At 44.7% G+C, this 17,246-nt stretch carries 28 protein-coding genes and 1 pseudogene; 8 read left to right on the top strand and 21 right to left on the bottom strand.

Annotated features, from left to right (window positions below):
* Positions 1–2: 2 nt before the first annotated feature.
* The 10 genes and pseudogenes from PAV_RS35255 to PAV_RS37205 form a co-directional block, all read right to left on the bottom strand.
* Positions 3–161: a DUF6906 family protein gene (locus tag PAV_RS35255; RefSeq protein WP_005545904.1), complete on the bottom strand. Its 159-nt coding sequence runs from the start codon at positions 159–161 to the stop codon at positions 3–5.
* A 58-nt stretch (positions 162–219) separates the two neighbouring features.
* Positions 220–477: a hypothetical protein gene (locus PAV_RS10570; protein WP_157266771.1), complete on the bottom strand. Its 258-nt coding sequence runs from the start codon at positions 475–477 to the stop codon at positions 220–222.
* Positions 478–582: 105 nt separating this feature from the next.
* Entirely contained in the window at positions 583–777 is a 195-nt protein-coding gene (locus PAV_RS10565) for a hypothetical protein (RefSeq protein ID WP_005545900.1), read from the bottom strand.
* Positions 778–810: 33 nt separating this feature from the next.
* The gene (locus PAV_RS10560; RefSeq protein WP_005545898.1) at positions 811–1,278 is read right to left on the bottom strand and encodes a hypothetical protein; all 468 of its coding nucleotides are present in this window, start codon (positions 1,276–1,278) and stop codon (positions 811–813) included.
* Between the two features lie 3 nt (positions 1,279–1,281).
* Positions 1,282–2,787, bottom strand: coding sequence for an AAA family ATPase (locus PAV_RS34180; RefSeq protein ID WP_005545896.1), 1,506 nt, complete (start codon positions 2,785–2,787; stop codon positions 1,282–1,284).
* Between the two features lie 3 nt (positions 2,788–2,790).
* Positions 2,791–3,042, bottom strand: a complete 252-nt coding sequence (locus tag PAV_RS10550) for an AbrB/MazE/SpoVT family DNA-binding domain-containing protein (RefSeq protein WP_157266769.1) — start codon at positions 3,040–3,042, stop codon at positions 2,791–2,793.
* A gap of 16 nt (positions 3,043–3,058) precedes the next feature.
* Positions 3,059–3,301, bottom strand: coding sequence for an AbrB/MazE/SpoVT family DNA-binding domain-containing protein (locus tag PAV_RS10545; RefSeq protein WP_005545891.1), 243 nt, complete (start codon positions 3,299–3,301; stop codon positions 3,059–3,061).
* Positions 3,298–3,489, bottom strand: coding sequence for a hypothetical protein (locus PAV_RS10540; RefSeq protein ID WP_005545890.1), 192 nt, complete (start codon positions 3,487–3,489; stop codon positions 3,298–3,300). The genes PAV_RS10545 and PAV_RS10540 overlap by 4 nt, the downstream gene beginning before the upstream one ends.
* 102 nt (positions 3,490–3,591) lie before the next feature.
* On the bottom strand, positions 3,592–4,404 hold the full coding sequence (locus tag PAV_RS33305; protein ID WP_040735846.1) for a phage antirepressor KilAC domain-containing protein: 813 nt from the start codon (positions 4,402–4,404) through the stop codon (positions 3,592–3,594).
* An 81-nt stretch (positions 4,405–4,485) separates the two neighbouring features.
* Positions 4,486–4,623 (bottom strand): annotated as a pseudogene (locus tag PAV_RS37205) (helix-turn-helix domain-containing protein); the annotation flags it as partial.
* 243 nt (positions 4,624–4,866) lie between these two features.
* Between PAV_RS37205 and PAV_RS35535 the strand changes: the two are divergent.
* The 3 genes from PAV_RS35535 to PAV_RS10520 all read left to right on the top strand — a co-directional run bounded on the left by PAV_RS35535 (position 4,867) and on the right by PAV_RS10520 (position 6,607).
* Positions 4,867–5,601, top strand: coding sequence for a helix-turn-helix domain-containing protein (locus tag PAV_RS35535; RefSeq protein WP_274517668.1), 735 nt, complete (start codon positions 4,867–4,869; stop codon positions 5,599–5,601).
* A 93-nt stretch (positions 5,602–5,694) separates the two neighbouring features.
* Complete coding sequence (locus PAV_RS10525; protein ID WP_005545883.1) at positions 5,695–6,285, top strand: ImmA/IrrE family metallo-endopeptidase; 591 nt, start codon at positions 5,695–5,697, stop codon at positions 6,283–6,285.
* Positions 6,286–6,289: 4 nt separating this feature from the next.
* Complete coding sequence (locus PAV_RS10520; RefSeq protein WP_005545881.1) at positions 6,290–6,607, top strand: hypothetical protein; 318 nt, start codon at positions 6,290–6,292, stop codon at positions 6,605–6,607.
* Between the two features lie 41 nt (positions 6,608–6,648).
* Here PAV_RS10520 and PAV_RS10515 read toward each other — a convergent pair whose 3' ends face one another.
* From PAV_RS10515 to PAV_RS10505, 3 genes are all read right to left on the bottom strand, one after another.
* Complete coding sequence (locus PAV_RS10515; RefSeq protein WP_005545879.1) at positions 6,649–7,230, bottom strand: hypothetical protein; 582 nt, start codon at positions 7,228–7,230, stop codon at positions 6,649–6,651.
* A 104-nt stretch (positions 7,231–7,334) separates the two neighbouring features.
* Positions 7,335–7,658, bottom strand: coding sequence for a hypothetical protein (locus PAV_RS10510; protein ID WP_005545877.1), 324 nt, complete (start codon positions 7,656–7,658; stop codon positions 7,335–7,337).
* A 21-nt stretch (positions 7,659–7,679) separates the two neighbouring features.
* Positions 7,680–7,904: a helix-turn-helix domain-containing protein gene (locus PAV_RS10505; protein ID WP_005545875.1), complete on the bottom strand. Its 225-nt coding sequence runs from the start codon at positions 7,902–7,904 to the stop codon at positions 7,680–7,682.
* Positions 7,905–8,047: 143 nt separating this feature from the next.
* Here PAV_RS10505 and PAV_RS10500 point away from each other — a divergent pair, with 143 nt between their 5' ends.
* From PAV_RS10500 to PAV_RS10480, 5 genes are all read left to right on the top strand, one after another.
* Positions 8,048–8,194, top strand: a complete 147-nt coding sequence (locus PAV_RS10500; protein ID WP_157266767.1) for a hypothetical protein — start codon at positions 8,048–8,050, stop codon at positions 8,192–8,194.
* 172 nt (positions 8,195–8,366) lie between these two features.
* Positions 8,367–8,624 carry a hypothetical protein gene (locus PAV_RS10495; RefSeq protein WP_005545873.1) on the top strand — a complete coding sequence of 86 codons (258 nt, stop codon included), beginning with the start codon at positions 8,367–8,369 and terminating at the stop codon, positions 8,622–8,624.
* Positions 8,625–8,677: 53 nt separating this feature from the next.
* Positions 8,678–8,995: a hypothetical protein gene (locus tag PAV_RS10490; RefSeq protein ID WP_040735788.1), complete on the top strand. Its 318-nt coding sequence runs from the start codon at positions 8,678–8,680 to the stop codon at positions 8,993–8,995.
* Between the two features lie 111 nt (positions 8,996–9,106).
* The gene (locus PAV_RS10485; RefSeq protein WP_005545870.1) at positions 9,107–9,322 is read left to right on the top strand and encodes a hypothetical protein; all 216 of its coding nucleotides are present in this window, start codon (positions 9,107–9,109) and stop codon (positions 9,320–9,322) included.
* Positions 9,323–9,344: 22 nt separating this feature from the next.
* On the top strand, positions 9,345–9,899 hold the full coding sequence (locus tag PAV_RS10480) for a hypothetical protein (RefSeq protein ID WP_005545869.1): 555 nt from the start codon (positions 9,345–9,347) through the stop codon (positions 9,897–9,899).
* 86 nt (positions 9,900–9,985) lie between these two features.
* Here PAV_RS10480 and PAV_RS10475 read toward each other — a convergent pair whose 3' ends face one another.
* The 8 genes from PAV_RS10475 to PAV_RS10435 form a co-directional block, all read right to left on the bottom strand.
* Positions 9,986–10,654, bottom strand: coding sequence for a DNA-methyltransferase (locus PAV_RS10475; protein WP_040735787.1), 669 nt, complete (start codon positions 10,652–10,654; stop codon positions 9,986–9,988).
* A gap of 63 nt (positions 10,655–10,717) precedes the next feature.
* On the bottom strand, positions 10,718–11,947 hold the full coding sequence (locus PAV_RS37200; protein ID WP_005545865.1) for a glucosaminidase domain-containing protein: 1,230 nt from the start codon (positions 11,945–11,947) through the stop codon (positions 10,718–10,720).
* Positions 11,940–12,404, bottom strand: coding sequence for a phage holin family protein (locus tag PAV_RS10465; RefSeq protein WP_040735786.1), 465 nt, complete (start codon positions 12,402–12,404; stop codon positions 11,940–11,942). The genes PAV_RS37200 and PAV_RS10465 overlap by 8 nt, the downstream gene beginning before the upstream one ends.
* A gap of 46 nt (positions 12,405–12,450) precedes the next feature.
* Entirely contained in the window at positions 12,451–13,140 is a 690-nt protein-coding gene (locus PAV_RS10460; RefSeq protein WP_005545860.1) for a hypothetical protein, read from the bottom strand.
* A gap of 13 nt (positions 13,141–13,153) precedes the next feature.
* Complete coding sequence (locus PAV_RS35630) at positions 13,154–15,295, bottom strand: siphovirus ReqiPepy6 Gp37-like family protein (protein WP_005545858.1); 2,142 nt, start codon at positions 15,293–15,295, stop codon at positions 13,154–13,156.
* 1 nt (position 15,296) lies between these two features.
* Positions 15,297–15,959, bottom strand: coding sequence for a hypothetical protein (locus PAV_RS10445; protein WP_005545857.1), 663 nt, complete (start codon positions 15,957–15,959; stop codon positions 15,297–15,299).
* A 10-nt stretch (positions 15,960–15,969) separates the two neighbouring features.
* Positions 15,970–16,821: a distal tail protein Dit gene (locus PAV_RS10440; RefSeq protein WP_005545855.1), complete on the bottom strand. Its 852-nt coding sequence runs from the start codon at positions 16,819–16,821 to the stop codon at positions 15,970–15,972.
* Positions 16,822–16,832: 11 nt separating this feature from the next.
* Positions 16,833–17,246: hypothetical protein (locus PAV_RS10435; protein ID WP_040735784.1), on the bottom strand; the 414-nt coding region annotated here is incomplete at its 5' end.

Genomic DNA, 17,246 nt, shown 5'->3' with positions numbered 1-17,246 from the left:
TTTTATTCCCCCATTGGAATTTGCTTTTGTGTATTTGCATGGCGGTGAACAAGGTGGAGCATGCCGCCTACCACCTTCATAACAAGCCAGTTTTCAGGTGTCAGCCCCGCTGCCTTAATTGCGATCTTCTGGCGGCGCGTTGGATTCTTTCCGTTTTTCAAAGCGTTCTCCCCCGTTCTTCAGCTGTAATGGTCGTGCCAGTTCACAATCGTCATGTGACTATGGTTGAAGGGCACGTTCTTTTTCCTTGGCGATCCCTTTAATCAGCCGACCGATCTCTAGTAGATCATCAGTTGTCTTACCTTCTGCTACCATATGGTAAAGATGTCTGGCAGCGAAAAATGCATTCATATTAGGCAGCTCACTATCGGGATCTGCTTTATACTCTGACTTTTCTCTCCATCCGGAGGCGATGTTGTATGCATACGTTCCGAAATATGCCCCAATCTCGATTAACTCCTCAGTAGTCCTACCCATTTCCACCAAACTAAACAGTTTATGAGCAATTTGATTGAGAGGTGGTGGCTCACTACTATCTCGTTCTGACGGTGTGTACGACCCATCAGCGGTTTTAATCATTGGTCACACCCCATTTCCAAATTCAGAAATGCCTTTCTTGACTTGTTCACGGCAGTATTTATATCCAGTAGCTGCAACCACTTCGGGGGATTCCCCTTCATCTACAGCCATTGTCACGCTTGCGTCTACTTTCACCGATTGATAGTTTCCGAGATTCTTGGTGAACGTATATCCAACTGTGATTTCCTTGGCTTTCATGTCATTCACCGTCCTTGAGATACGGAATATCATTCAGCGATTTTTTAATTCCATTAACCGCTTGCGTTCGATACCGACAACTGTCGAATCAATCTTGTTTGCCTGCCGTAGTCGCTCACGATAGCTCACAGGTACTCTCCTGCTATGCCAAAGGTTATTTGTGACCATCATCTGACGGTACTCCCCGTTTTCATTTGGATATGTCTTGGTGACTAAAAACCAACATCCTCCGAATCCAAGGAAGCTGCTATTTGGATCGGCCACTCTCGATCCCTCGAAATAATAGATGTTTGTATCTGTAATAAGAGTCTCACAAGGAAATCCATACCCCTTGTTAATCGTGAATTTCTCACCTTTTGGAGCATTCAGAATGCTTTCGAATACTTCCTCGCAATTCACACAGATGTATTCGCCGTGCTTCTGTTCCTGTTGATCTATTTCTTGTTGCGGTGTAAAGCTTCTACCCCAACCGCAGGCAACGCAACTCTTTATGTCTTGCACTGGCTATTGCACCTCCTGAACCGTCAGCGGCATATCCGCCACGCGGCACTCAATAAGTTGACCGGACGGTGCTTGATACTTGATAATAGATTCAGCGTTGTCAATGAATGTCGGTGCTGTAACACCGCTTTGCTCTGAGAGAACGCTGATAAGTTCGAGCCCTGCAAGGATCTTTTCTGCCGTAGATAACTTCCTGTAGGGCTTCCCATCCATTTCAATTTCGAAGTTCGGCTTCTGTTCCCCATCACCTTTGTTCTCAATGAAGAGCTTCAGTGTTAGTCTCTCGAACAAACCACCAACCTTCTCGGCCATCATTTCCGCTTCCTTGGAACGAAATGCTTTGATAGCGTCAAGGATGAACACCGACTCCGTATAGCTTTCATGGATATCCCGCTCGTTTTGCTTGGCCTCTTCGATAGCGATAGCCAGACGATCCAGCGATTCTATCGCTTTGAGCTGTGCTTCGATTTCGACACGCTGTTGAAGCATATCTGATATGTCACTGATCTCGACCACTCGCAACTCTTCGAATTCTTCTTTCATCCGACTGTATTGCTCCGACATTGTTTTGTACTTGTATTTAAGTTCGTCTAAATGCCTTTGCCGATGCTGCTTTGTATGTTCAAGGGCTTCACCCGTCAACATCTGACCACAAGCGTCACATGTATCCTTGATTGGCGCTTCTTTCAAGCTGGTATAATCGTTTCGCACTTGATTTGCGGTATCATATGTGGCGCGAATCTGCGTTTTCAGTCGCTCAAGCCTGCCATTACTCTCCCGAGCTGCTGCCACTTCGTTTGCATGAACGCTGATTTTCCCTGTGATTTCGCTCAGTTTTTCTGCAATCTCCACTCCATCATTACCATCGATGTCCGGCATGGATTGAATCTGTTCTTCTAGCGTTTTCGTGCGAGATTTTGCAGCAATTAGCGCCTTGTCCTGTTTGCGGCGATTCTCCGCATGCTGCGCCTGCAGATCATCAAGCAGCTTCTTCTTGACCAGTGCTGCCAACTTTTCTGCCTGCGGCTCCGGTAATTGTGCTATCACTTCCTTGTTGCTTGGCGGCAGAACATACCGCAGCAGCTGTGCCCGCTGTTCCTCCCAATGCTGCGTGAAAAAATAGGTTGGCGTAAACAATGAAAGGAATAAATGCTTATCGAACAATTGCTCAACGAATAATTCATATTCTTTTGCTTTCTTAGGAACTTCGTTAATGTAGTACTTGGCCGCCTTTCCTTTTGGAAGCTCCTTGCTTAAAAGTACCTGCTTGTCATCAACCGTCAGAAGCAAATGAACTACTACTTGATCGAACTCATATGTAGTTGGTGACGGATCCGTTTTACTGCCGAATGTGTCAACACCGTACAACAGCCAAGTAACAGCTTCACCGATAGTTGATTTCCCTTCGCCGTTCTGCCCCAAGATGCGTGTGATTTCCGAGAAATCTACGTTCAATTTTCTATGATTCTTGAAGCAAAAGAGGCGCAACTGCTTGAGTTTAATATGCAACTTCTATTCACATCCTCCCATGAGCTTGTCCTTGCATTTGCGGCAAACCTTCTTGTCCATGAATGATTCCAAGTGTTCTAACCCTTCGCAAAAAGTACAGCTTAGAACGTGTTTTCGGATCGTGATGCTTACGCCATCCGATGTAATAGACAATGGAACACCCTTGTCTAAATGGAGCGTTTCACGCATTTCCGAAGGAATAACGACACGCCCAACCGGATCGAGGTTACGGACAAAGCCTGTCATCTTAGTCAATCCCATTACCCCTTTCCTACACTTCGTGCAATTCCTTAATGCACCGAGTACACACTGTCTTTTTGCGAAACTCTTTCACCTCTTCCGATGTTCCGCAGAATGTGCAGCATGTCTCGTATTTCTGAATGATGATTCGGTTTCCATCAGTGAAGATTTCCATCTGCTCCTTTTCGCCAATACCCATCGTACGGCGAAGCTCACTCGGAATTACCACACGACCAAGCTCATCGATTCGTCTTACAATACCTGTCGATTTCATTCGCCTTCCTCCCCAACTGTGATTTCAATCGCACCAAGCGCCAAAGCGAAACATTTAAAGTTACAGCAGTAGCCATCACCAGCTTTGACTGCACCTTGACCTTGGAAGATTTCTGCCCCACATTCCAAACACTCATCAACTACTTTTGCTTCCTGTGGATCCGGAAGACCACGCTCGAAACGATCCATACCATCAACCTCCAATCAGAATATTTGTGATGCCTGCACCGAGTACCAATCCAACGATGAATGTAAACATAAGGCGGATAAACTCCATCTTCTCTTTGTATGTCATTCTGTTACTCCTTCCCGTTCGATAATTGGCAGCAGCCCTCTTTCGCGCTTCAACAATTCATAGATGAAAAGCCGGCCTTTCTGTGTCCAGTAAGTATGAAGCTTGCTCCGTTCTTCATCTATCACTTGCGTCTTACTTTGCGTATAACCTTTATCAGCATGTTTTTGATAGAGGAGCCAACATTCACCTTGCTTGTACTGGACACCGAGTTCATGCAGTAATCGGTTCATCGCCGTTGCGCTCATGCCGTAATCTTTGGCGATCTTGCTGATGGCAAGCACCGATTTAGTCTGAAGCACCAAATCGTAATATGTAGCTTTTGGTTTTAGTTCTGAAATGATCTGTTCCTTCTGAGCATTTTGTAACGAGAGAGCTTCGTTCTTCTCGGCAAGTTCCGCCGCCAATCTGAGCGCCTCAGGAAAAGAACGTGGGATCATCTGGACGTTCTCTTTTTGGCGGTAATATTCATCAACCAACATTTCGTAAGCATCCCATGCTTGATCTGTATTGAGTGACTTGGCATGCATCCATGCCCCTTTTTCAGTCCATAGATAGAGAACAGCGGCGTTTTTTAAACTTAAATCATTTTGATGTTGGTTGAGAAAATTGCGTTTCTCTTGACCTGATAATCCAAAATAGTGCTTACCTTCCGTGTAACGCTCCTTGTTGCGGTTAAAGTTATTCGTGATGATTTGCGGCGTTGTGCCGAATGACTCAGCCAATTGAACTGTCATCAGTACACACTGATTGTTGTGCTCGATTACTCTCAATCTATTTGTCACCTTTGGACTCACCGCCTTTCGTGTCATTTGACACAACCGTTTCAAAAAAATATATTCAAAAGCCTTTTTGCCCATAAGCCCGAATAATCCACTCCATACAGGTCCACTTGCTTCTCTTTTGTTGTTCAATAGTCGCGAAACGCAAGATGGAGATACCCCAATCTTTTTGGCGAATGAGGTCATATTCATCCCCTTTTCATCCAAGTATAGAACGAGTTTATCTGTGTCAATAACAGCTCTTTTCATACCTTCAACCCCTTCAATCTATCGTGTCATTTGACACATTTATCTTACTCCATTTGTGACAAATGACAAAGTCCCGTATTTACCGATTTTCAAGCTTATACGAACGTATTTTCTCTTTTGTGTCATTTGACACATGCGATCCTTATGATTCCTTGCATTTTGACAAGATTATATGTATAATTGCTGTGTCAAAGGGCAAAATTACGATAGAAAGGATGGGAAAAGAATGAGTGATTTTGGTCAATTTATAAAAAAGCAAGAGAATCTAAGTCTATGTCCGTCACCTCCGTTGCCGAGCAAGTTGGAATTAATCATTCCCATCTTTCCCGTGTGGAGAGCGGAGATAGAAATCCACCGAAAATGCCAACACTAGTTAAACTAGCTAAGGTTCTAAATGTGCCAATTGCTACGATGCTCGAAAAAGCTGGCGTGGTTGAGGACGTCGGGTTAGAAGAAGCGAACAGACTGGCTAGTTATTATGTCTCAGATGAAGAAATCAATAACTCAATACTTAAATCGATAAAGCAGTTCACGGATGACGAAGGCTTTATTCTTGAAGAATACCGTAACGATATCTTTAATATTTTTTACTCATATATTTCATTTACTGGTGAAGAAGTAGACTTTGATCATTTCTATAAACAATATTTACAAACCGACAAAGAAGACGTATCTTCATACGATGAGGAGCACGCATTCAAAGGATTTAATAAAATGTACAACTACTCTGCTATAAAACGTGCTTTGAAACATTTAGGGTCTGAAACAAGAGAACGCTTATTGTGGAAGTTAGAGGATTTAGCGAAAACGCATTTCCCATCATATGTAACTGACAAGACGAACATTACATCCGTAAGAGAAACAGGAATGAACTTCTATGGAGGATCCGAACAATATACCCAGGATGAAATCGAGGTTATGGAAGCTGCTCTAAAAGCTTACCGCGAGCAGAAGAAGAAGTTTTTAAATAAAATGTAACAGCCCAAATATATGTTGATTACTAATAGCCCAATTCGGGCTTTATTTTTACCCATAAACAGAACATATATTCGCACTTTAGGGGGAGCTTTTGTGGATTTCACGCTATATAAAGAAACAGAATTAGAACAGTGGATTTATATGAAGTACCGTAAAAATGGATTCATGAATCCTTCTGACTTAAGTGATATTGATTGTATAGCTTCAGCGTTTGGTGTCGACCTAGTTTACTGCGATCACAATTCATTTTCATGCAATGTATCCAAGGTAATTTTTTTAAATAAGACTTTGGATCCTATAGAGCAACGTGATGTATTTTTTCATGAACTGTGCCATGTTCTACGCCACGCTGGTGATCAGCGAAAAATGCCCAAGTTATTTGAGCAAAGACAGGAGATGGAATCGGGTTGGTTTCAGAATTATGCAGCTATGCCATTCTACATGATCGAGACAATAAATCTGCCGGAAACTCAGCGGGAAGCTGTTGATGTTTTAGCACAAGAATTTAGAGTTTCACATAAGTTTGCAAAGGAACGGATTCATCAAATTCAACGCCGAATATTTGACAGTATGCTGTGGGAAGAGAATTGCAAAACATTAATGCCGACTAAAATTAATGAAAATAAATGGACACCAGAAACATTGCGGATTTTAAGGCAACTACAACAACAATTCGGAGGATGAAAGTATGCGGATAGGAGTTATATCGGACTTTTATACAGACGACATAAAACCGTTAACTTTGCTAATAAAACTAGATGGAACTGAGGACTGGACACAGCCACTGTTCGTGTATCCTGTTCAGCCATTTGAACAGATTGAACCATTTGATCTCGGAGATGTTATAGGAGCTTCAGTGTTGCTTGAAGATTTGATTATAAATCGAAATGCACCTGGACAGTTTGGGATCAATCTGCCACAAATTGCATTCCGATCCGGATTTAATGAGATCGAGCAGTTATACATACAATTGTCAGATGTCGAAGACATTCTTATTATGGCATAACAAGAAGAAAAAGCCCCAGCCGGGGCTTTTTCTGTGTAGTGTTAGTTGAAATACATTCCGGCATATCTATCATAGAGCATTACCCGGTCTACAAATCCATCATCATTGAAAATAAAATCTACACCAATTTGATCATATAACTCATTCTTGTCCTTTACTTCTGTTTCAATCGAAACTTGCCCCATGAACATCTTATTCGTCAGATCATACACATAAGAAATATCTCTGTTAATCTGATTAGTTGGAATGGGATATTTCTCCCCGTACGCCTTATGTACATCTGATTTTGTATCACCTATCTTTATACCTCTAGCAGTTTTATATACTTTTTCTGCATCCTTATCTAGGTATATGGCCGCAACTGTTGCATTACCGTCAAGCTCCCTATAGATTACCGATACACCGTAATCGTATTTTATAATTGACTTTAAGTCCCCTTTTCCTTGTCCTAATATCTTTTCTGCTTCAGCTTGTTTCATTCCGTGGTAAACAGATGCATTTGAATCATCTATTTTCACAATCCCTATATCTTTTTTAGACAATGTATCTGGTTTAAATTCACTACCGCATGCTACTAATATGATCATTGCAAATAGGGGTAAAAATAATCGAAAATACTTCATTTCTGCACCTCCATTGTTTTAGGTATATGTTACCACATATTTGTTTTCGGAGACGAAAATGAAGTTCAAACTAATAAAAAAAGGCCTCCGCTATTTGCGAAGACCTAATAGAAAGTTTTATCAGGCAAATCCCCGATATCCCACCATTGTCCATTACGCCACTCATATCTTAGCACGCCATCGACCTCTCGTATATTAGCACGCTGTCCGTTTGTTGGATTAGGGATATCATCTAAGCTGTCCACGAAGTCCCCCTCTTTTAGGTAAGCTTGAGCATCAAAGCTCCATGTGATTAATTGCCCTATACTGTCTGCTGCTTCAAAGATATCGTCTTCCGTACAGTTTTCCCATATCTTCGACACCTGCATGTGGCGGACGATTACTTTTACAAGGCTTTCACTAAGATGCTCACTTTTATGTACTGGCATAAACCAACCTCGATCATCTCCCTATTCCTCTGGCTCTTCTTCATTTACTGTCACATGTTCGATTACATCATTTGGTGTGCAGCCAAAATGAGTACATATCTTGTCTAAGACCTCTAATGATACGTATTCACCTTTCCCCATCTTAGCTATGGTATTTCTGCCGAACCCCAATGCAACGCGCAAATCCTCTTTGGTCATTTCTTTATCCACTAGCAACTTGAACAACGGTTTGTATGAAAAACCCATGGCGCACCTCCATAATATTCAACTTCCTGAATATTTTTTCTGTTTTTAGAATACATTATTCCGATTTCTATTGCAATCACATTCCGTTCATGATATATTATATTCAGGAAGTGAAACATAAGCTTCCGAAAAGGGGTGAAGGCGTGAAGGATTGGGTTCAACTTATTACGGCACTTATCCAGAGCATTACAGCATTAATCATCTTGAAGCAAAATTGCCGTAAAAAGAAAAAGGTACTAATCGACGCGGGCAGCGTAAACGTTAGTACCTTGGGAGGTCGTCCGGCATGACGGCCTCCTTCACCCCAATCTTATCACAGCTTTCACCTCGCAACAATATACGGGAGGTTGGACAAGCATGGAGCAGCTGATCACCTGGTTATCACTTGTAGCGTTAATTTTGACCATTATTGGTTTGATACGTGTACTTAAAAATAAATGAACACGGGAGGCAAAGTAAACAATGAATCAACTTCAAAAAGATTACATCAAGGCAAGAGCAGCACATGAAACGGCAATGAAGGAAAAGAAATGGGAGCTTGCAGATGAATTAGCTGAACCATATGTACAAGCTGAAATGGCACTAGTGAATTGGATGTTCGAGGTCGTAGAACAAACGAGAGCTATGAAGAAAGAAGACATTGAGGTTCTCAAAAAGAACTGGACACATCATGATTTCAATGAGCGAATAGTTGATATGGCTCTTAGATTGGCAGCATGAGGGGCTGTTGCCCCTCTCAAATAGCCGGCGGGCATACGCGAGGTGTAAAGATTATGAGAATCTTAGTAGATTACGACACGGTCGAAGAATATCGCGGCGCTAAGTGGGTAAATAAAAGAATTGGCATCAGCGTTGGCCTGGAGTGCAGAGACGAAGCCGAATTCTTCAAAACCGTTAGTGAACTGGAGACGGAAGGGCTAGAACTTGATGTAGCTGGGTGTCCGGCGGAGGAATGCGGAGAGTTCGGCAAGCATTTGTACCATGATTGTATCGCGTACTTCGAGATTATTGATAAAGATCTTGCAGAGGATTTCATACGTAAGTGCAGGATAGTCGTCAAAGGATTGAACAAGAATCGGAAGACCGCCTGAAGATGGCTGGAGGGATACCAGCCGAAACCTAGTCCTACGGGGCGATGGTCGCGGATATCCATTGTACATGTTCCGAGCATGTGCAGCATAAATTCGAAGGAGGATGGGTGCTTGAACGTATATGAACAAGTATTTGCCTTTTATGCTTCAGCCTTAGATCCGGAAGAATTGGAGCACATGTCGCGTGAATTCTATGTAAGCCAGGTGGGAATCATCCTTGGGTGGACAGACTTGTCCGATTCAGAACAGCTGAAAAAAATTACTGCTCTTGATTACGCATATCGCGTTATTGTGGAAGGAAAGGCTTCTTCTGGGTCGTATAAATAATATTGAAAGGAGATTTTTGTATATGAAATGGGCAAGTTCCGACATGAAGAATTACGTTCCTCCAAAGGATTTCAGATACGTAAAGAATGAGTACGTAAACATTTTCGAATGGATGGATCAGCACCCAGAGGCGAACTGCTATTATTGCGGCAAAGTTCGAGAAGAGCACGAAATGGAGTTCTCTTTCTTTACTCCCCCGAAACTGTTAGGTATTTGCAAATTATGTTTTCCTGATTTCCGGATCGGAAACCTTGCGACGGATAGATTCGTGGTTGAGTACATTTTGTCCAAATACAAAACCCGTGCCAATATAATTAATTGGTTCAAACGCAACGGCTATGAAATGTTCGAGGCAGGCTTTCACCATGATCCTGATCCAGAATGTGATTGGGAAGCATACTACTTCGTTAACAATCCGGTTCGATACTTCGAGTTTAAAAAGAGGACGTATAGGGAAGAACCACTCCCTGACGGTGGTTATTTGACTACAGAGGATTTTATGGAGATGGATCGACTTCTTAGAGATTCTACGCATATTGAAATTTTCAAAGATGGGTCGATACATATTGTCTACTAAGATTAGAAATGAAAATAACAAGAGAGCTGCAGGGATGCCCTCCCATACAGCTCTCTTTTGCGTAGGCATAGCCTAACACGCCTCCATTATACACGCTTTATAGCATTTTGGAAATGTACTGTATCTAACTCGAATCCGGTGACGAGTCGGCCATGCAGATGCGCCGCCTCTATTACCGGTCCCGAGCCAAGGAAGAAGTCCCCTATTAGTTCCCCTTCCTCACTGCTATTCAGGATAATACGTTCCATGAGTGCAACTGGCTTTTCTGTCGGGTGGATCGTCTTCGCGCCAGGAATGCGTGGAATACGCCATACGTCTGTATCCGAACGAGTCGAGATACGGCGCACCTTTTGCTTTCCTTTCACGGCCATGATGATTAGTTCATGGCGATAGCGGTACTGCCACCCCATACCCATGCGTTCTTTATCCCATACAATGCAATTCTTGATAACGAATCCTGCCATTTGAACCCAAAGAGCCATAAGCGGATACATACGCCAATCGATGAAAATATAGATATGCCTGCCTGTTTTCAAAGTTCTATATGCTTCGTGCAGCCACTGGAATGTAAACCGCTGGTACTCTTGTCGCGAAAGGTTGTCATTAGCGATAATGGCGAATCGTGCTTTTTTGTGCTTGGTCATGTTCGTACCACCGAATCCAAGATTGTACGGTGGATCACAAATAATGAGATCTAGCGATTCGTCCGCGATATATTTTTGTGCCCCTTTAATACAGTCCATGTTGTAGATCATGATGTCATCTCCCTTAAAAAGTATAAGAGCCGCAAGCATCCCTTGCGGCTCAGTAGATCAATATTACTTCTGAATAGTCACCTTTAGCTGCTTACTATCCCATCCCGTTACGCGGTAACCCGCTGCCTCTGCAACCTCACGGACAGGCGCAATGGCTCGTTCATTTACTACCTGTGTCCCAACAATCTTCTTCCCGTTTACCGTTGCTATTTTCTTGATGTTGTCCCATACAAGTTTAGCACCTAGTGCTTCGGCCATGTCTCGTATCGGCACTGTGACAAGCCCGTTCAGGAATGTACCCTCGGCAATTTTCTTGCCGTTAAGCTCTACTGTAGCTTTTTCAACCTTGCCCATTTGATCGTACTTATCTAGCTTGTGTTGCTCAATTATATCGATTAACAATTTTGGATAGTCAGGTTCAGTTGCATATTCTGCTTTCCATACCTCAACGCATGCGGTTTTGTAGTCCGCATTTAGAACCTTGTGATATCTCTTTGGATCGTCCGTTGTTCCGTTTACAAGTAACTTGGAATGATCCTCAATGCTCTCAGCCCAGTTGTGATACACCCTGAAATTAGCAAGTATTTGATACGATGTTCCGTCCGGACGGTATTCGGTTGTCGGCATCTTTACGCTTCCAGCCGGTCCACTTCCCTTTACACCGAATAGGTTGTTTGCTTTTACCGTCAGTCCACTACCTCCCCACCCGCTTTCGAGTGCAGCTTGCGCAATCGTCAAGGAGGCCGGTACGCCTGTTTTCTTCATATCCTCCACGGCCGCAGGTGCGATCTTTGCAATGAAATCTGTTGGCTTCATCTTGCTTGTCCCCTTTCCCTGTTCTAAGTATTTGGATAGATAAGTATCTGGATCGGTATGGCTACCGAATCCATATGATGGCGTGGCCTTTGTCCGTACTTCATAGTGAAGGTGTGATCCCTTTCCATTAGAAGCGCCATTACCGTTTGTTCTGCCTGTGTTTCCTTGCTTACCTATCTCCTGCCCAGCCTTCACGCGTTGCCCTACGGATACGCTACAACTATTTAAATGGGCATAGCAGTGTAACGCGCCGTGCTCGTCCTTTATGGCTACCACAACACCAAAACCGCCGAACCCCGTACCTGATTGACCTTCTCGGGCATGGACAACCTCGCCGGCCATAAACGCAAAAATAGGCGCTTTATGCGCCTTTACAAGATCGATACCGGTATGTTCTGCTGTTTTGCCATTAATGGGATCTCGTCGACTCCCGAATGGACTTGTTACGGTGAAACCATAATCGCTCCATTTAACCATTCTTCGCATCCTTTCTGCTGGTTGCACGCGCTAATTTATTTTCAAGTTCCGACTTAGCCCATTCCATTAACTTAGTAACGAGCCAATCAGGGAAATATCCGCCCCAGCCAGCCCTAAGTGCGTTCGCAGTCATGGATTGGATCGTGTGATATAACACGCCAAATACGAATAGCCCAAAGATGATATCTGGAATGCCTAAAGCGACATCCAGCAAATGACCCCCAGAAGGGAGTAATAAGATAAAGAAAGTTCGCGGAATCCCTGCCAAACCGTAATTGCTCGCATACGAACCATCTTTTCGAGAGGCGCTGATTCCGGACAACCAGTCCATCGCGATGAAAAATAACAATGCGTACATTGCCCCAGCAACAACTTGACCACTGCCATACAAAAATTGAAGAGGAGGCACTACAAGTACGCCGATACCTGAAAACCAATTCAAGCTTTTAACTTCCACTTCATTTCCCCCTTTGAAATAAAAATAGCCCCACGCTGCCGTGAGGCTAAATACCAAATGCGCACCATCTGCTGATCCCGAAATTTTGTATATCATGTGATCCTGATACAGACGCATCCAACGAAAAACCATTTGATTTCCATGTAACTCGAGCTGATCCATTAAGATAATGTTCCATGCGGATATATGCTTTTACTTCCCCATATTCTTGCGAAAGAGAAGAGTTATCCTTAACGAAAAGTAACCCCTGTGAACTCGTAATCCAGTATCCTTCACCTTGTCCACTCAAGCCCATTCTTACGTAAACAATAATTGGTTCGAAATTTAAATTATTCACGTCTAACGTTTTTTCTGCTACTCCTCCATCGGTTGCCATTTTTATATCTGTTCTAATTTGGCCTATTTTCGATGCTAAAGTAGCCCACGGGTCGTTCATGGTTGCCGGTATCTTCTTGGCGTTAAGCTCGGCAACCACTCTACTTTTTGCGTCAACGCCAGATTGAAAAACCTCGTTTATTGCGCCAACCGCGTTGGACTTATTGGACGTTTGCAATTGCCCGAGATCCCCTACAAGCCAATTAGCATGCCCCTTGGCGTTGTTTTCCGCTTGGTTCGCCTTTGCTTGGGCACCTGCGGGCGTTTCCGCACCAATTACATACTCAACACTCGTGACTGGGTGCAATATGTCATACCCGCCATCAGTTCGCTTTTGATTCAATTCAATTTTCTTTGCCAATATCTTTCCCTCCTTAACCAGCTTTTGATAAGAGCACGACTGCCTTTTTATAACCTGCTGGCATGCCTAAGTAGACCCCATAGTCCAGGTATGTCGCATCATAGTTGTTTACGGGCTTCATAGCACCATCAGCAGCTATGCCTTTGATTGATGTAATAAACGTATTGTCCTTTGTCCATCCTGACGGATAAAATACGTTCGCGGCATTGCTCTCGTTGAGTTCTACAGTAATTGCGCTGCTAATCGGTACGTCATGGCCGTGAATCTTTGCCTTCCCGCTGCTCGTGATCTGAACAAGATGCTCCCAGTTTTCAACGTGGTGCGACTTGCCACCTGGCAGCTTCATCACAACAAATTCGGCCTTGTCCATGTCCGCGCGGTTTGACCACGGGTTGAAGCTTCCATCCGGTGTGTCGTAAAAGTTTACCGGTGCTTTCAGTCCATAGAAGAATCCGCTTATGTCGTCCACGTCTTTGTTCCATAACCCGTGTTGAGTGTTCCAGCACGTCCCATTGTACGTAAACATGTAATCCTGAACCGGACGATTCGGCACTGAGCTGCCGCCGCTAAATTTGCCAAGTGACAAGCGACAGAATGGCGATGTACCCGCTCCATCGATCTCGAAGCCAGCGCCGCCGATGGTCATACCGCCGTATGCGTCACACATAAAGTGGTTGTTCCACCCCAGCATAATGCCGAACTCTCGCCAACTGCCGTCCGGTTGATAAGCTCCGATGTCCTCACCCGTTTGCTCACGCGCTGGATCACCTACGGCGTACGCCTTTTTACCGTTGGCTTTCCATAAGTTCATGCCTTGATTAACAAAATCACCGATGTTTTCCTCGCCGGGGTATGTGCCGTTGGCCTGCATTTGCCAACCAAAACTAAAGTTATCGAGATTGATCCGCTTGAAACGCTTTGTAGCATGGTCGTATCTAGCGTTAATCAAAAGCCAAAACTCCTGTACTTCAACCCCGCTGCGAATCGTATGGATCGTAGCGATATTAAAATAGTTGTCCCGCAACAGCACGCCGCTGTCGAGCCGCTTTACTACCTCGGCCAATCCACTATTCGTCTGTAGACGGTCGATTTGATTTTGCATCGATTTTACAGCTTTGGTGACGGTCGGTATCTCATCCCCGAACTGGATTTCGATCTTGGAATCTTGCTCGTAAATTTCCCGAACCTCCGTGATGCGGGAATTAAGCTCTACGCCCCACTCGTCATCTCGAAGTGTAACAATATCCCCGAGATCCCAATCATGTTCGTACTGGAAACTGCGTGTATCCAACACGCGCCCATCGAAGGTGATGATCTGACCGTACTCTGCGAGCTTCTGTGCTCCCATTTCCGACAGCTCTACTGCGTCCTCGGCGCTGGAACAGTCCATGAATACCTCCCGTCGCTCCAGACCGGACACATTCCCCACGACCTGTATAAGCCGTTCTTCTTCCTCGCCTTTGCCGCCAGCGTAGCCGACATTTTTATATGAGGAATCCGCCTCCACAAACTCCTGACTCTGCACATTGTTGAATTGGGTCGAGAAAATAACAGGAGGGTTTACCTTTTGACCAGTAGTAAGATCACGGCCTGTCATTACATCGAATACCCATTTACGACTGGGGATATCAACGTAAGCATAGTACCCAATGTCGCAGAATTTCGCGATCTTCTCGACAACTTCGTGTAAAGGTTCAAAGCGTGATTGCCAAGGTGTTTCTTTGCCGCGCTTCTGATCCGGCGCACAAATAAAATAGGGGATCTTGCGATCCGGATCACTTGCATTTGATATATGCTGATTGACATAGTGCTTTATAACAGTTTCAGCAGCTCCGCGCACTCGGTCATAATCTTGCGTGACCGTTACACGGCGATCCAATACACCTTCAAGGGTGGTTCCCTTTGCGACAACAGTCTGCGTCCCGTCCTCCCCGAGTGTTATTTGACGGCTTGTTATAATTCCTGACTTGTGCGCATGGCCGACCAGCATAATCACGTTGCCTTTTTGCAGGGTATCGGCATATTGCTTGCCCACACTAATATGCAGCTCGAACTCGCCGGTTCCAAAAAACCTCCTTATGAATTGAAGGCTTTCATAGTTGTCGATCTCCCCCAAGAGATTAAAGCTTGTGTCGATTATTCGTATGGCTTGCATATCACATCACCTTTAGCCATAGATCACCGGCAACGATGTCCGGCGGCTCTGTCGGGCCGATCATAACGCGTAGCCCCGTTTTGTTTTGAATGCTCCCGAACCATTTGTCCCACGCATCCTTTATTTGATCGAGGGAGCCGTTCCAAACCCGCCACATTTCTTGGACGGGAATATCAATAAGGCTCGATACAAGCCCACACGCTGCTGTCAGACGCTCGTCCGTAATGTCTCCTGCCGCGATGCTCGTCGCCCCTTTTCGGATGCGAACCTGCGCAAGCCCTAACTCCTTAACAGTCTTTGTGATTTCCAAACCTGGAACGACTGGCGTACTCGAAAATTCGCCCTTTTTTACAACTACACTAATTTTCCGCGCTGGTTCGTCCCAGCGTAAAACAATCCTATCGATTCGATCTAACATTGTGTCAGATTGAGCTAACGCTTTCGGAAGTTCTGCATCATTGTGATACATATACCCCCGGATGAAGGCGTAACCCGTGTGGACGACGATACCAAGCCCGGATCCCGGCACGACTCGCAACCCTACATTCCCATTCTCTGTATACAATCCATCTGATAGAAATCGGTTGAAGTATTCGGCGAAGTCGCTCGCCAGATACTCCCGCCGATCATCTGCCGTCGAGTTGAAAAACCTATATTTCTCCATAATCCCCCTCCTATGCCCCGTTGTATCTATTACGATAACTGATTATGACGGATGCAGGCTCCACTTCGTCATCACTCGTATATGAAACTATGTTGTCTCCTACCCGCAACCACCAGAAGCTGCTGCCGTAGTCGATCCAATACAGCACGTTGGTACGATTGCCAGCTGCATCCTCCACTTCTACCCGCTTATTGCCGAATTCCGTTGTGACTATCAACTTATCGGATGCGAGCAGTCGACGGTTAATCTGGATATACTCACCTGTTGTTCGATTCGTTAGGCGCGGGTTTCCGGCTGGCCCTCTAAACTCGCAACGGATAGGAGTATCCACATCCCCGTTATTCACTATGTTTATCGTTTTTGGCCCACTCTCCGCAAAGATCGTGGGGAGTACGAGCGGAAATGTCATGCCACCGATCCAGGTCGCAATGACTTGGCTTTCCTCGAATTCGTCCAATAGGAATGGATCTGGGCATAAAAAAGACACGTTGAACAACTGGTGGCTCACGTGCCTTTCTCCCCATATTGGACCTTCGTCGGCTATTGCGCCGATCGTATAACTTTTAAAGTCATTCTTGTACACCAATTTACCGCCAGCCTGCGGATTTAGCACCCGTGACAGCTGGCGACGTAGCATGTACATTTCCTCTTGATTTTTAGCGATGATCGCCCCGCGAAGGGTGATCATGCGGTCATTGATCGCAACGCGGGAAACGCTGGAACCGTCTTGATACGGGCTTCGAGTCTTGTAGATTTCGGCATCCGCTCCACCTAATCCCTCAACGGTTGTCAGAATGAATGGCCCTGACGATCCGAAGGTGATGCTCTCGCCTCGGTCGTTTGTGTACTTGAGTATCTGCACGGAATCACCCCCTAAAGCATCTGTGCAAGCTTGCGGTTAGCCCGTGAAATGTCGCTAGGACTTGTAACAGGAGTATTGAAGTTGTTCGTGACCGAAAAAACAGTACCGCGAACTGGTTCGGGATCTGACTTGCTGCCAGATGATCCGCTCCCTGACGATCTCCCCGAAGATACCGAGCTAAGAGCTGATACAGCTGCACTTCTTGCTGAATCGATTTGTCGGTTGATGTTATCGATCAGCGTCTGGATCTGACTTACTTTATCTGCGAACCCTTTGTACATTTTTTCCCCGAGCGTTTGCCCCGTGATGTTGTACGAGTCGCCGAAACCCTTTAGCAATTCAATAATGTCCTCTTGCTGATTCTGGACAATCATCTTCTCAGCTTCAGCCTGCAAATTCTTGGCCGATAACAGTTGGTTGTAATG

The sequence above is a fragment of the Paenibacillus alvei DSM 29 genome (assembly GCF_000293805.1).
Classification (GTDB): Bacteria; Bacillota; Bacilli; order Paenibacillales; family Paenibacillaceae; genus Paenibacillus_B; species Paenibacillus_B alvei.
Note: the sequence above shows the minus strand (reverse complement) of the source record. Positions and strands in the feature narration are given on the sequence as shown.